This window comes from Serratia proteamaculans (assembly GCF_949794035.1).
GTDB classification, from domain to species: domain Bacteria; phylum Pseudomonadota; class Gammaproteobacteria; order Enterobacterales; family Enterobacteriaceae; genus Serratia; species Serratia proteamaculans.
In genome coordinates this window covers 2,586,533-2,601,291 of record NZ_OX461105.1, presented here as the reverse complement: position 1 = coordinate 2,601,291, position 14,759 = coordinate 2,586,533, and the positions used below count along the sequence as shown (strand labels likewise).

The 14,759-nt window shown below is 52.3% G+C and carries 13 protein-coding genes; 9 read left to right on the top strand and 4 right to left on the bottom strand.

Annotated features, from left to right (window positions below; genetic code table 11):
* Nucleotides 1–21 precede the first annotated feature (21 nt).
* Nucleotides 22–1,980: a sigma-54-dependent Fis family transcriptional regulator gene (locus QOT07_RS12210; protein ID WP_283603229.1), complete on the top strand. Its 1,959-nt coding sequence runs from the start codon at nt 22–24 to the stop codon at nt 1,978–1,980.
* Between the two features lie 67 nt (nt 1,981–2,047).
* A complete protein-coding gene (locus tag QOT07_RS12205) occupies nt 2,048–2,341 on the top strand; it encodes an Rdx family protein (protein WP_099062084.1) in 294 nt (97 codons plus the stop codon).
* Here the strand turns inward: QOT07_RS12205 and QOT07_RS12200 are convergent.
* From QOT07_RS12200 to QOT07_RS12190, 3 genes are all read right to left on the bottom strand, one after another.
* On the bottom strand, nt 2,338–3,156 hold the full coding sequence (locus tag QOT07_RS12200) for a heme/hemin ABC transporter substrate-binding protein (RefSeq protein ID WP_283603228.1): 819 nt from the start codon (nt 3,154–3,156) through the stop codon (nt 2,338–2,340). The genes QOT07_RS12205 and QOT07_RS12200 overlap by 4 nt on opposite strands.
* Nucleotides 3,157–3,239: 83 nt before the next feature.
* A complete protein-coding gene (locus tag QOT07_RS12195) occupies nt 3,240–5,597 on the bottom strand; it encodes a TonB-dependent receptor domain-containing protein (protein ID WP_283603227.1) in 2,358 nt (785 codons plus the stop codon).
* A 320-nt stretch (nt 5,598–5,917) separates the two neighbouring features.
* A complete protein-coding gene (locus QOT07_RS12190) occupies nt 5,918–7,384 on the bottom strand; it encodes a serralysin family metalloprotease (RefSeq protein WP_283603226.1) in 1,467 nt (488 codons plus the stop codon).
* A gap of 310 nt (nt 7,385–7,694) precedes the next feature.
* Between QOT07_RS12190 and QOT07_RS12185 the strand changes: the two genes are divergently transcribed.
* From QOT07_RS12185 to QOT07_RS12170, 4 genes are all read left to right on the top strand, one after another.
* Nucleotides 7,695–8,189, top strand: coding sequence for a TIGR00645 family protein (locus QOT07_RS12185; RefSeq protein ID WP_012145114.1), 495 nt, complete (start codon nt 7,695–7,697; stop codon nt 8,187–8,189).
* A gap of 255 nt (nt 8,190–8,444) precedes the next feature.
* On the top strand, nt 8,445–8,900 hold the full coding sequence (fabZ, locus tag QOT07_RS12180) for a 3-hydroxyacyl-ACP dehydratase FabZ (RefSeq protein ID WP_099061984.1): 456 nt from the start codon (nt 8,445–8,447) through the stop codon (nt 8,898–8,900).
* Between the two features lie 35 nt (nt 8,901–8,935).
* Nucleotides 8,936–9,724, top strand: coding sequence for a spermidine synthase (locus QOT07_RS12175; protein ID WP_112349782.1), 789 nt, complete (start codon nt 8,936–8,938; stop codon nt 9,722–9,724).
* Nucleotides 9,725–9,780: 56 nt separating this feature from the next.
* On the top strand, nt 9,781–9,975 hold the full coding sequence (locus QOT07_RS12170; protein WP_085116739.1) for a ribbon-helix-helix protein, CopG family: 195 nt from the start codon (nt 9,781–9,783) through the stop codon (nt 9,973–9,975).
* Nucleotides 9,976–10,020: 45 nt separating this feature from the next.
* Here the strand turns inward: QOT07_RS12170 and QOT07_RS12165 are convergent, their stop codons facing one another.
* Nucleotides 10,021–11,235, bottom strand: a complete 1,215-nt coding sequence (locus QOT07_RS12165; protein ID WP_283603225.1) for an MFS transporter — start codon at nt 11,233–11,235, stop codon at nt 10,021–10,023.
* A 177-nt stretch (nt 11,236–11,412) separates the two neighbouring features.
* Here QOT07_RS12165 and QOT07_RS12160 point away from each other — a divergent pair, with 177 nt between their 5' ends.
* The 3 genes from QOT07_RS12160 to QOT07_RS12150 all read left to right on the top strand — a co-directional run bounded on the left by QOT07_RS12160 (nt 11,413) and on the right by QOT07_RS12150 (nt 14,759).
* The gene (locus QOT07_RS12160) at nt 11,413–12,027 is read left to right on the top strand and encodes a TetR/AcrR family transcriptional regulator (RefSeq protein WP_099061981.1); all 615 of its coding nucleotides are present in this window, start codon (nt 11,413–11,415) and stop codon (nt 12,025–12,027) included.
* A gap of 518 nt (nt 12,028–12,545) precedes the next feature.
* Complete coding sequence (locus tag QOT07_RS12155) at nt 12,546–13,070, top strand: NUDIX hydrolase (RefSeq protein WP_099061980.1); 525 nt, start codon at nt 12,546–12,548, stop codon at nt 13,068–13,070.
* A 426-nt stretch (nt 13,071–13,496) separates the two neighbouring features.
* Nucleotides 13,497–14,759, top strand: coding sequence for a Hint domain-containing protein (locus QOT07_RS12150; RefSeq protein ID WP_232518963.1), 1,263 nt, complete (start codon nt 13,497–13,499; stop codon nt 14,757–14,759).

Genomic DNA, 14,759 nt, shown 5'->3' with positions numbered 1-14,759 from the left:
CATTCCAAAACGGAGCTGCCGATGCACACCGCCGCTGGCCTGATGCCAATCAAAGATGAGAGCGACCCGATCTTCAGCCTGCCGGAAGGGCCGGAGGCCGGTGAATGGGACAGCCTGTTTTGGCAAGGCTGGCAGGCATTCAACGACGGAGGTCAGCCGGGTTGGATACGCAAATCGATCCTGCAATCCTGGCGGCGCTCGCGGGAGTACGGTATTGACCCCGATGAGTTTGTCTATCACGCACCTCCGGCAGACCAGCTACAGGCCATCCTGTTGCACAACGCCGAGCTGATTACCGTGGCGCGAAGCATCATGGAAAACCTGCTGGCCTACAATCCCGACGGGCATATCAATCTGACCGATGCCAACGGCGTCACCCTTCACTACTGCGGCGCCGACCTGACGCCGGTCGGCAGCATTCTGCGTGAAGAGGTTCAGGGCACCAACTGCACCGCCCGCTGCCTGCTGGAACAGCGCCTGGTATATGTATTAAGCGGCGAGAACTGGAAGTTGGGTTTGCGCCAACGGCATCGCCAGTGTGCCGCCGCACCGGTACGTAACGCCGAGGGCGCGATGATTGGTGTGCTGACGCTCACCGCCACGCCGGATAATTTCAATGCCCATACGCTGGGCACCGTGCAGGCGGCGGCAGAGGCTGTTGGTCAGCAACTAAAGCTGCACCGGCTGCTGGCCGAACAACAGTCGATTCTGGAAACCCTGAATGAAGGCGTCATGGTTTGCGATCGCCAGGGGCGGCTGAAAACCGTTAATCGCTATGCCCGCCAGATTTTTGACGGTCTGGAACCCGGCAACCTCTCTATCGATGAGTTGCTGCGCCCACAATCCGGTTCACTGCTGACCATGCCGTTTTGCAACGACCGTGAAATGGTGTTTATGCCGGCAGGCAAGCCCGCCCTTTCCTGCGTGATTTCCCTGATGCCCGCACCGGATGACGGCCGGGTGCTATCCCTGCGAGAGAACCAACGTATCCGCGCCATTACCCGCCGGGTAATGGGGGTCAGCGCCAGCTATACCTTTGAAATGATTTACGGCCACTCCAGCCGCATGCGCGAGGCGATCACGCAGGCGCGCACCTGCAGCCGCAGTGACAGCACGGTGCTGTTGACCGGCGAAAGCGGCACCGGCAAGGAGCTGTTTGCCCAGGCGATCCACAACGGCGGCGGACGTTGCAACGAACCCTTTGTCGCCGTCAACTGCGGAGCCTTACCGCGCGATTTGGTACAGAGCGAGCTGTTTGGCTACGTAGACGGTGCCTTTACCGGATCGCGCCGTGGCGGTTCCGCCGGCAAATTCGAACTGGCAGACGGAGGAACCCTGCTGCTCGATGAAATTGGCGAAATGCCACTGGAAGCCCAAACCAGCCTGCTGCGCGTGCTGCAGGAAAGCGAAGTTCTGCGGATTGGTGCGGCACACCCGGTAAAAGTAAATGTGCGCATCATTGCGGCCACCCATTGTGACCTGGTACAGGCAGTGGAGACCGGCGCGTTTCGGCGCGATCTCTATTACCGTCTGAACGTGCTCTCGATCCCGGTTCCGCCGCTGCGTGAACGCCGGGAAGATATCGCCGAACTGGTCAACGGCTTCATTCATAAGCTCAGTACGCGGATGAAAAAAGTCCCGCCGCAGGTTTCACCGCAGGCGATGGCCTGTCTGAACGCCTGGCCCTGGCCGGGCAACGTGCGCGAACTGGAAAACCTGGTGGAACGGATGGTGAACCTGTGTGAAGGATTACTGATCGACGTGGGCGACCTGCCCGAGGATATGCGGCGCAGGCCCCCAGAAGCGGACGCCGCCCCCTCAAGCCGACTGGAAGACAATGAACGCGCTCATATCATTCAGGTGATTGGATCCAATGGTGGCAATTTGAGGCAGGCAGCCCAGATGCTCGGGCTGTCGCGGACCACGCTGTACAACAAAATCAATAAATGGCAGATCGATTTAACGCTTTTTCGCCCCTGAGTGACGCATTGACAGCATCGCGGTGGCATCCGATGATGCTGGCAATGTTACCGCTCAGGTCCAATCCATGAAAACATCCCCTGCCGTCACGATCCATTACTGCTCGCAATGCAACTGGTTGCTGCGAGCCGCGTGGATGGCGCAAGAGTTACTCCATACTTTCAGCACCGATTTGGCCTCCGTCACGCTGGTTCCCGGCACCGGAGGCATTTACCAGGTAACCGTTGATGACGTGGTCATTTGGGATCGAAAAATCGACGGTGGGTTCCCGGAGGCAGCAGCGTTAAAGCAGCGTCTGCGCGATCGCTGCTTCCCCGAGCGTTCCTTAGGACATGTGGATAATAAAGGGGCTAAAAGTTAAGGCATAACCGCCTGCGCCGCCTGTCGCAATTGGCCGATGGCAGTCGGCATCGCCAACCCGAAGCTCAGCAAGGCGTTGTCATCAATCACTAACAGCCGCCGTTGTTGACCCGCCGGGGTAAACGTCAACCCCGGTAATGTCCAAAGATTGGTTTCTCCGCCCAGCCGTTGCAGACTGGCTTTACCTATTACCAATAACTGTGGCGCAGCAGCCACCAATCCCTCCTGAGTCAACGACTGATAACGTGCCACCCCAGCCATGGCATTTTCCAACCCGGCGCTGCGAATGGCACCATCGGCTGCGGTGCCATTGCCTGCCCCCATGGCCGTTATCCCAGTGTGCGCCATGATGAACAGTACCCTGACGGGCAACGGGCGAGTAGGTACGGCGGCGATCTGACGCTCCAGTTCGGCCTGCAGAATTTGCCCCTCGGCAACTCGTCCCAAAGTGGCTGCAATAACGGCAATCTTTTGGTTAATCACACCTAATTCGGGTTTGCCGGTCACCGTTACCACGTTAACCCCGGCCTGTTCAACCTGCTGCAAGGCCAATGACGGCTGTGCCAGTTCACTGGCGATCACCAGCGTGGGTTTCATCGCCAGGATCCCCTCGGCGTTGAGCTGGCGCATATAACCGACATTCGGCAATTCGCTGGCCTGCGGTGGTTGCTGGCTGGTACTGTCGCGTGCGACCAACGTTTGCTGCGCACCCAGCGCATAAATAATTTCCGTGATGTCACCGCCAATAGCTATCACGCGCTCGCCGGCGAACAGCGAAAACGGCAGCATCAGTAGTCCGATAATCCATGATTGCATCCGCTAGCTCCTTATGGAGAAGATGACTGACACAACAGCCGTCGTTCAAAGGTGAGCGACGGCTGTTGCATTCAAAGCAGGGCTTAGAAATCTACGTTGACGCCAAGCTGGAAGGTTCTTCCCGGCATGACCGCCAAGGCATTATCGTATGCATCCTGATTGGTGGAGTCCGTGAGTTCGCGGCTGCTCAGGTAATCGCGGTATTTTCTGTCGGTGATGTTATATACACCGCCGCTCAGCTTCACATTGCGGGCCACCTGCCAGTAGGCCGACATATCGACCAGACCGTAACCCGGCACGCGCAGATACTCAGCCGTAGAGTCGGTGAGCGTTCCACCGCTGGCGTTGTTGTAGCTTTCACGGTTGGTAGCCGTTGCCTGCTTGCCTTTGACAAAGGTCGCGGTCACCGCCGCACCGTAGCGTTTTGCCGGATCATCCCACGCCACACCCACTATCGCCTTCATTGGCGCGACGCTGTCGATATCGACATATTTGTCACCGGAGTAGCTGGACTTGGATTTACCCTGGTTATACCCCAGAGCAAAATTGGCGCTCAGGCCGTTAACCTGCTCAAACCAGGTGCCAAAATTCAGCCGGGTGCTGACTTCCCCGCCGTAGATGTAGGCCTTGTCACGGTTTTCCGCCTGATAAATGGTGTAGATATTGGAAGGCACGTTAGTGAACCGGTCTGGGCTGCTGGCACGCTGATAACGGGTATAGGCGATGAAGTTTTTATAGGTGTTGTAGAACAACGAGGTTCGCAACGTCACCCCTTCCACCACTTCCCCCTTCACGCCCCATTCCAGATTGTTGCTGGTCTCGGTTTTCAGATCGGCGTTGCCGATCAACGCGTACTGCGCCGTACCCGCGTAGCTGGAACCAAGGTTCCAGGAGCCATAAAGCTGGCTGGCATTCGGGAACTGTGCGCCGCGTTTGTATTGCAGGTAGGTCATCAACCCCGGCGTAATGTCGTACTGGAAGCTGAGTGATGGCAATACCTGGGTATCGGTGTTGCTTTTGCCGTACAGCGTTTCCAGTTCGGATTCCGTCAGCACCGTGCTGCCGGTGGTCAGGCTGCTCAGGTTCTGCGGCTTGGTGCTCTGGTGAGTCACGCGCACGCCAGGTACCACGGCAAAACCGTGCCCGTCCAGATCAAACTGGACCCGGTCCTGAACAAACCCGCCCAACACGTAGCTGCGGCTGTCTGACTCCGGCTGCATGATGGCGGTAAATGCACTGGGGGCTGGCTCTTCACGGAAGGGGCGCTCGGTATCAGTGATCCGCCCATTGAGCCCACCGCTCAACGTATGCCGACCCAGAGTTTTGGCGATTTGCGTTTCAAAACCGTAGGTGTTGACGTTGTAGTCGGAGTAAACCCGTTCCATGCTGCCGGTACTGGTCGGCATGTAGGTGTTGTCGTGCGCCTGAGTTTGCTGGTAATAAGCTTTCGATGTCAGGGTGTCGACGTAATCATTGAACGGCGTCCATTCATCTTTCAGGCTGATACCCCAGCGGCGCGTATTGCTCTGCTGCTGGGCGGTACCAAGAATGGCGCTGCCGGCCGAGTTCCAACTGTCGTAATGGGTGTGGTTGGTTTTGTCGTAATAATCCACCGTACCGGTGAGTTTATGTTCGTCACTCGGCTGCCAGATGCCGGAAGCCATCAACGCGTTGGAATGCCAGTTGGCCGGATAAGCCTGGTGGGTACCGCTGTTGTTACGCGTTTCCTGACCATCGCGGCGGCTATAAACAAACACCCCGCGCAGTTGTTCATCACCCGCCGCTGCGGTAATGCCGTTATGCCAGCTGCGGTTAGCGGAGTCATAATCGCTTTGGTAACCAAAATAGGTCGGCTTGGTCGGTGACAGGTACTGGTCCGCCGACTTCGGTGAAAACGACACCGCACCGCCGATGGAGGTGTTGCTACGTTCGGTTGAAGTGGCCCCTGACTCGATGTCCACCTGACCATACATATAGGGGTCAAGATAGTCGCGGCCAATGCCAAAGGTGTTTAGACCGGCACGGCTGACATAGCTGCGCCCGGTGGCATCCGGTTGTGGAATGCCATCGACATCCAGCCCGACACGGTTACTCTCAAGACCACGGATGTTATAGCCGGTGTAGCCACTGCGATCGAACCCGCTTTTGCCTGAGGATGAGCCGCCACTAACTCCGGTGGCGCTAATCAACGGTTCATAGCGCATAATCGAACCGAAATCATTACCGCCCTTTTTCTGCATATCCTGCGCAGAAATTGTGGTGAGGGTACCGACTTTCTTCTCAATCACCGGTGCAACAACCGTTATTTCCTCTTCATTTTGCGTGGTCTTTTCTGTTAAGTTTTTCTTTACCTCGGCATTCACGTTAAAGGCGGTGGTGAACAAGGTTCCCCACAGGAAAGACTGTCCGATAACTCCCCGGTAATTAAAGGTTTTGCGCATGTGTTAGCCCTGCAGTAATTATTAGTATGCGCTCCCAGTTGCTTCGTCTCCCGGTGGTTTTCCGGGATAAATGATATTAATAAAAAGTAATAATGCTTAAAGAAAGGTCTTTCTGCGTAGACTTGATGGGACAGATGATAATGATAATACTTATCATAAGCAATATCGATATAGCCCTATTAAATCTATTGCTGGGATATTCCTCAATTTTTACGAAATCCTTACGAAGTGACGCAGGTACCGGGTCAGAGAGACGACTGTCAGGAGGGATGAAGAACAAAGACCTTAAAAAACGGTGGGCATAACCCACCGTTGCAGATTTAAACAATAAAGTCAGTGGCCGTATTGGCTTGCCCTACAATATTAACCAGAAAGTCCGGGGCGGCCTGGCCAGTTATATTTAGCGCTAACTCACTTAAGTTACTTTGTGAATTATAGGTTAGCAGTGCCTCCCCCGCCTGACCGCTGAAACCGTCGACGAAGTGAATAAAGTCTGTGCCTTTATCGCCATGATTAAAGAAGGACAGATCAATCTTGTCGATGCCGGTTTCAAAGTCCAAAATCTTATCCGGTGATTTGATTGGCGAGTCACTCACCGCCGCGAAAACAAAGATATCTTTGCCGCTGCCACCGAATAGCTGATCCTGTCCGCCGCCACCGTAAATAACGTCATTGCCCGCACCGCCATGGAGAATATTGGCCGCATCATTGCCGACAATCACATCATTCCCTGAACCCCCAATGGCATTTTCAATGATGGCGCCCAGAGCGATGGAAACGTTGCCGGTCAACCCGCCGACGTCAGAGAAGGAGCCTTCCGTCAGGTTGATGCGTTGGTTCTGCGTATAGCCCGAGAAATCAAGCGTATCGTTGCCGCCCGCATCCCAAACGGAGAACACCAGCTTCTGGTTGCTGTCCGTCAGCGTGTAGAAATCCCGGCCAGTATTGGAATTGAACCCGTACACCGTATCCCCGGTGCGCATAGTGGTATTGGCGCCATAGAGATACTGAATAGCGGCAATATCGTCAACCAACGGTGCGGCAGCATAATGGCCACCGTTATCACCGCCGGTAACAGCTTCATCCCAATAGCTCATCACGCTGAACTGGCGGGTATCCTCGGCATAACTCGCCATACTATAGTTGGGTGGATTATTTTCATCGGCATTATATTTGCCAGGATGATCCAGTCCCAACGTATGCCCCAGTTCATGGGTGATACTCAAACGCCCGTAGTTACCCAATTCAGGGTGCAGGTTGGCGTAAACCCCATCCCGGGCATCCTCATACTTGTAATTGATATTGAACCAGCTTTGACCATCGGTATTATGCCCGCGGTAGTCGTTGCCGGCACCGCTAAAAGGCTTAATCGCGTAGGCCTGGCCGTCGCCCTGATAATTACCAAAGGTAATGTTGGACTTTTGCCCTGGGGCTACCTCAACAAAGTTAAGGTTTGCCACATCCGCCCAGGACTGCAGCGAGAGCTTGGCCTGCGCCTGTTGATCGGCAGTGAAGGCGCTAAGGCCGGTGTCCTGGTCAGCGAAACGGGTATTTAAATTATTCTGATTATAATCCCAATCCGGGAAGGAATAAGTCACAGTAGCGCCTTGACCGGTAACATGAATACCATTCCAGGTCTGCTCACTGCGCGCTATTTGTTTACCGGCCTGTTCCACACCAAAAGAAGGCTTATTATTAAGGGTTAATCCATTACCTCTGTTATGGTAATTCAGCAAATCATTAACGCTGTCCCAACCGCTTGCTTTTCCATTCAGGGAATTTTCCATCTCCATCTCCATTCGATTAATTCATTTCCGTTATATATAATTCTCTCTCGATATAAAGGATTATCGCCATGTTATTCTGCGACATTTAAATCCTAGTATAATTTCAAGATAGCTCAATATATATTGGCAAAATAAATCACGCCGGAGTAAACCGCTATAAAAGCACCTTATAACAAGAGGGAATTAACCCCTCGGCCAGAACAGCTACAGTCCCGGTGAAATCCCCCTTAATCGCGCCACGGTCACTTGCCATTTGCCGGGCCTGTTGCGTTATACTGTGCCCCACTTTTTGTAACGAACTCAGATGACTATGGAACGCTTTCTAGAAAATGCCATGTACGCCTCTCGTTGGCTGCTGGCGCCGGTTTACTTTGGCCTGTCGCTGGCCCTGTTGGCGCTGTCGATAAAATTCTTCCAGGAGATCATCCACGTTCTGCCAAACATATTCGCCATCGCAGAAGCGGATTTGGTTCTGACGCTGCTGTCGTTGATCGATATGGCACTGGTGGGTGGATTACTGGTGATGGTGATGTTCTCGGGCTACGAGAACTTTGTTTCGCAACTGGATATCAGCGACGACAAAGAAAAACTGAGCTGGTTGGGGAAAATGGACTCCACCTCGCTGAAGAGCAAGGTGGCCGCGTCGATTGTCGCCATTTCTTCCATCCATCTGCTGCGAGTGTTTATGGATGCCAAGAACGTGCCGGACAACAAGCTGATGTGGTATGTGATCATCCACCTCACCTTCGTGCTTTCCGCCTTTGTGATGGGCTACCTCGATAAACTGACCCGCGATAAAAAATGATCCCCGTTAGCCGTCACCCTCTGTTGGCGGCTAATCACTCCCCTTCCTGCAAAAAATCCCATTAATCAATAAATTGAATTATATTATTAATATCTATTATTAGTAACCTTGTCACTAAAAGGCCCCTGTTTACCAGCCTGATCATTTTCATTTAGTGCATCTGATGATAATAACATTATAATGTTATTACACTTCGACAGGCACAAAAGCCGGCGTAAGCTGAGCTTCGTCCCGCTGACAGGACCCAAATCAATCATGCCGCTGAATGGTAAACCTATACAGTTTCAGGACGTTCAATCTATCCTGCCACACCGCTTTCCCTGTCTGCTGGTTGACCGCATCCTGCCTGACGGCACCTCTATTGCCGAAGGCCGCCTAAGCGCCATCAAAAATATCACCGCCAATGAACCGACCTTTTGGACCGGCCACCATCAGACTACGGTGTTTCCCGGCATATTAATGGTAGAAGCGCTGGCACAGACCACTGGCCTGTTGGCCCACTACTTTCTTAGCCCGTTGTTGCCCGGCGAGCATTACTACTTTGCCGCTATTCATCGTGCCCGTTTCTATCGTTCGGCCCGGCCTGGCGATCAACTGCGCATGGAAGTCGCCTTTGTCCGACAACGCTCCGGCCTTGCCCGCTTTACCGGCCGTGCCACGGTTGATGGCCGCCGTATCTGTACCGCCGAGTTTATGTGCGCCCGTAAGTAACACCGCCGTTTTGATGGAGGCTTAACGAAATTACTATGTCTTTGGTTGATAAATTGCTCAATAGTCTGGATTTCTCGCCTCGCGGTCAGGTCATTGCCCGTGAGCAGGATCACTGCGGCGAAATTATTGTCTCTGACCACAAGGGCTACCGGACCCTGCGTTTTGACGGCATCTGCGAGCAGAGCAAAATGTGCATCGACGCGCCACAGGTACCGGTTCACAACTACATCAAAACCATGTTGATGGCGGTGGCCTGGCAACCGCCTTCATCTGCATTGATCCTGGGTCTGGGCGGCGGAGGTCTGGTGCGGGCGCTGCATGCCTATGACTCCAATATGCTGCTGGAAGTGGTGGAACTGCGTGCGGCGGTGATCTCTGTTGCCCAAAGTTACTTTACCTTGCCCGCTGACGAAACGGTGATATTGCACGTGGCCGATGCGGCCGATTTTTTACGGGCTGCGGTAACGCGACACTATGATTTGATTTTCTCGGATCTCTACAGCGCCTTCAGTATGGATCCGCAACAGGGTACGCAAACCTTTCTTCAGCGCTGTGCCGGACGGCTTTCACCACAGGGGTGGTTAGTGCTGAACTATCATGAAGTGCCCGATCAAAACTCACTGCTGTACCACAGCCTGCACCGGGTGTTTAACACCGTGTTGTACTGCGTGGCACCCAGCGGCAACGTGATTATCTATGCGACACCGGCCGAAATCGAGACGCCGTTAAGCTTGTTGCGCCGCCTGTCCGCCGAGATTGGCCCGAGCTTTAACTGCGATCTCCGCTTCCTGTCACGCAAGATTGAACGGTTGCACTTTAGCTGAGGCGGTATGGCCGCCTGACGATTATCATTTGATTATTATTCTCTGGAGTCACCATCATGGAAAAGAAAACGGCACGTCTGACCGTACTCATTGATCCTGACAAGAAAAAAGCGTTGGAAGACTTGTGTCTGCAACAGGACGTCACCCCTTCTCAGGTGATCCGCCAGCTCATACGCGACTATCTGCAGAAACACCAGGTGGAGTATCCGAGCCAGCCGACCCACTCTAATCCACGTGTGGATAACGCCTGACGTCAGATGGCGCGCGGTTGGCGCCATCTGAAAGTGCAGCAGTGATTACCCCTTGCGTGCCTCGGCAGAAAAACCATGCCGTTTGGCCGTCATTGTGAGCGCCAAACCGCCAAGTATCAGGACCAGCGCTACCCATGGGAAGGACACTGCGCCGAAGTGATCAAGCAATAGGCCACCGAAAATACCGCCGACGGCAATGGCGCTGTTCCATATAACCACGTTCATCGCCAGCGCGGCGTCTGCGCCTTCACCGGCAGTGTCCGCCAGTGCGGTCTGCAATAGCGTCGCCGCCCCACCAAAACTCAACCCCCATAGCCCCAACCCGACATAGACCGCGGCCGCTGAATAAATGCCGATACCCAGCAGGAACGTCGTCACGGCGAACAGTGCCAGGCTGGCCAGCACCGCCTTTCGCAAATGGCGATCAACCACCCGACCGGTGAACCAAATACCCGCCAGTGCCGCCAGGCCAAAAACAAGTAACACGGCGTCAACCTGGTTAGCCAGCCCTGCCGGCGTCACCAACGGAGCAACGTAGGTGTAGAGAATATTATGCGCAAACATCCACAGCATGACGACGCCCAATACCGTTCTGACACCCGGAGTGATCAGAACCTTATACAGCGGCATCCGCTGTGGCCCCGTCTGGCCAGGATAATCCGGCACCTTTGCCAACACCCAAACGATTAATGCCAGCGTCATCAAAGACATCACACCAAAAGCGCTGCGCCAACCCACCACCGCCCCCAGCCATGTTCCCAGAGGGACACCCAGCGACAGCGCGATTGGCGCGCCAACCATAGCCACCGCCATCGCTTTTCCCTGCAGATGAGGCGCCACCATTCTGCGCGCGTAACCGGCAAGCAGGCTCCAGGCCAACCCTGCTGCCGCTCCGGCAAAAAAACGCGCAGCCAGCGTGACAACATAGCTGGAGGAAAGTGCCGTGACCGTGTTGAAGACAAAAAAACCGCCAATGGTCAGCAGTAAAACATTACGTCGACGCCAGCGTTGAGTGGCAAGCGCCAGGGGAATGGCCGCCAACACAGACCCCAACGCATAGGCGGTAATCATCTGTCCGATCAGCGAGGGCGACACCTGTAAACCGGGAACCATCTGCGGCAATAAACCCGCGGGTAAGGTTTCGGTGGCGATACAGATAAAACCGGTCATGGCCAATGCCAACAGCGCCGCCATCGGCAATCGCTGTGCCTGAACGGGTATCTCTTTGTCTTCAATACAACTGATAGGGGTCTGGCTCATCAATAACCTCATTATATATCGATCGGTATAAATGTAGTTGACACTTATCCGTACCCGTGAGTTCATCACGCGAATTGATTTATGTATCGAATGGTATAATAATGCTAAGCGGGTATCATCTGAGTGTCAATAACATTCATATCGATCGGTATACAACTAACAAACCTGGAGACAGCTATGGCACAAATGGGCCGCCCTCGCCGCTTTGATCGCGACCAGGCCGTGCAGCAGGCACTGCATCTTTTCTGGCAGCACGGTTATCAGTCCACCTCTCTGGCACAGCTTAAGGCGCAGATCGGTGGCGGCATTACCGCACCCAGTTTTTATGCTGCCTTTGGTTCCAAAGAGGCGCTGTTCAACGAGACGGTGTCCTGCTATCTCAATAGCTACGGGCGGGTTAATGATGCGCTGTGGGATGATTCACTGCCGCCCAGAGAAGCGATTGAAATTTCCTTGCGCCGCTCGGTTAAGATGCAATGCGAAGACCATCATCCCAAAGGCTGTATGGTAGCTCTGGCGGTGATGTCCGGCAGCTCGGATGAGCATGCCGCGGTGCTGAAACCGCTGACAGACTCCCGCCAACGCACCTTGAACGGTTTTAGTCACTGTATTCAACGGGGCATAGCGAGCGGGGAGTTAAGAAAGCAGATTGATCCTGCGGTTATCGCCACGCTGTTCGACAGCTTTCTGTTGGGCGTTTCGACGCTGGCACGGGACGGCGTCGACTACCCTGTGCTGGATAACGCCGTCACGGTATTGATGACGGTTTGGGATACTAACGCCCATGCCTGATGGCACCTGATCTTAAGTGTTTACCGGACCCAATCCGGCGAACACTTTGGCAAATCATCTCACCGCTACATCATTAGCAAGGTATAAATATCATTACCGATCTATTGTGATGACTATTTCAACTGTTTAATCATTTATTCACAACCTTTATGATTAAAGAAATTCCCACGCCAAAATTAATTTCTTGGCTAAGCGTTTTTGTTTATTTTAACAACCGCAAAAAGGCTTGCAAAACCGCCCTGCTCAATGCCTTGATTTAATGAAGTTAAAAATCCTAATTAACAAAATAAAAACAATTCCCTCCTGTTTATTTGATTCTTTAAATAATTTTTCCTTGGTTTTGTTAACGCGGTGATTTGCTTGATTATCTCGATCACAACAAAAAAATACTTCATTTATTTTTAAGTGTCAGTTGATTTTTTAGTCGCCATTGCTATTGTTGAAGATGAGTAATTCATCGCTCCCGACCCGACAAATAAATCCTATTTTTATACTCACAAATGTATAAGGACCTGACTATGCCCATTAAAAAATACGTCATTCTTGACAGCAATCCGGCTGCTGTTGGGAATGATGACTTTATTCTATTAGGTTTGAAAAATGAAGGTTTTGCCCGAGGTTGTCCGATGTTATTTGGCGGCACTGCGGATGCAAAAGATGGCCCGGTTGATGGCAAGAACTTTGCCTTAAACGTGATAAAAAGAGAAACCCTGGAAGAAACCCTGAAAAATATTGAAGTAGAACAGGTTGTTCGCTATAAGGTTTTCCCCAATGATATTATATTCTATACCAGCAAGGTATTTCTCTTCACCGGAAAGGTAGCGCTTGGCGGTGAGTTCGCCTGGATACGCAAGGTCAGCAAAGGTAAATTGAAAGCTTATTTCAAAAGTAAACCCTCCGCCACCAAAGATATGTTTGCTCAAGAGCTGTATAACATGACTGCGGATCCTGATGTCGACCCTACCGATGCCCAATTTGCAGAATATCTGGGTTCCGATACCCTGAGCGCTATTTATGCCTATTGCAAAGAAACCTGCAAATAAATTCATAGGTTATTAACACCAAAGCCTGATTTATCTCTGTCATGCTTTTCGCATGTTTATGTCTGAAACTTATTGGGTGCTGATATTATGATCACACAAGGTTATACTTCAGATGAAAAGACTATTGTCAAAAGTGTCATCAGCAAATATAGCAATGCCGGCCTGTTTATTATTCAGCCCGGCGACCCTTTGCTGGTCAGCTTTTACGATATTCAATTAAAACTGGCCGGCCTTGCCTCAGGCAATACTCCGCAGTTTACCCAATGCTGGCAACAGGCAAAATTGCGTAAACGCAGCGCCGGCCGGTTGAGCGAAGCCAGTGACGGCGCCGCCCAACCGGTGTACAGCATTGTCCGGCTCGACTCCACCGACGGCAGAAACTACCGCGCCGATGCCATTGGCTCCCTGCCGGTGTCCGCAGCCAATGTGACGCAAACCCTGGGTTTGTTTGACGCTGAAGCGACCAATGTCGGCGCGGTGAATTACAACCAGGCTTATGTCTACGCCGCAGACTGCACCCTTAGCGCCAGCGGGGTCTATCCGGGTAGCCAGATTGCTGCGGATTATCCGGTCACGGTGATTTATACCTTTGCCCAAACCATCAACAACAATACGCTTTACGGCGCGGAAATTATTACCAGCCAGAGTTACCCTAAAGATATTTATAATGAATCACCGCGGAGCATTAACAATCCAAACGAAATAAAAATTTGTTTAACCCGCGATGAAGGTGACTGCGATTACCGCAACACCTATGATGGTTCTGTCAGGGTGCCCATTAAAGGTAATATCACCTATCTCGGCCAAATTGAGCTCAGCGGCGGTCGGCCGATCAACGCCAGTAATAGTATTTATTTAATTCGCACCCGCGCTGGCGGCGATCCTGTCACGCCATTCGGTGATTATAATATTTTCAACTCACCCAACACCCGAATTAATGGTAACAACATTGCCTGGGATCTGGACTGGCTAAGGTTCAATCAGGTTGATTTTGAGTCTGGCGAATGGGTTTATTATGTCTTCAAGGTGATTCTTAACGTCGACGGAAAAAGTATTGTCAGCTTTATTACCAATGCGCCTAAAAACCTTGAACCCGACCAGCGATTTTTAAATACCGTACAGTTAAAGCCGATGCGTATTGTTTACGGTTGCCTGGCCGAAGATACAAAAATCCTGATGCAGGATGGCAGTGAGAAACCCATTTCAGCCATCAGTATCGGTGAAATCGTGTTATCGAGAAATAATCAACTGCTAAAGGTTGAAGCCGTCACCAGCGGCCAGGAACACCATTATATTGAATTCACCCTGCGCAATGACAAAGGAAAAATAACGAACATTACTGCCAGCCGGGGGCATCCTTTTATTACTTCTTCAGGCGTAGTGATAGCCCGTGAATTAAATCATGCTACTAAATTAATCACCCTGGACGGTGAAAGCGAAATCATAAGCCTGGTGCAACAACAAGGTAATCTGAAGGTATATAACCTGCAATTGTCCGCCGAACCATCCGCTGACAATGCTCTTTACGACGATAACACCCTGTACGCTAACGGTATCCTGGTCGGCGATATCCAGATGCAGCGCATCTATGAGGATGAATATTACCAACGTCCGGCGAATATCCTGAACAAACTGCCAAAAGAATGGCATCAGGATTACCAAAACCATCTCAACTCGACGGGTAAATAA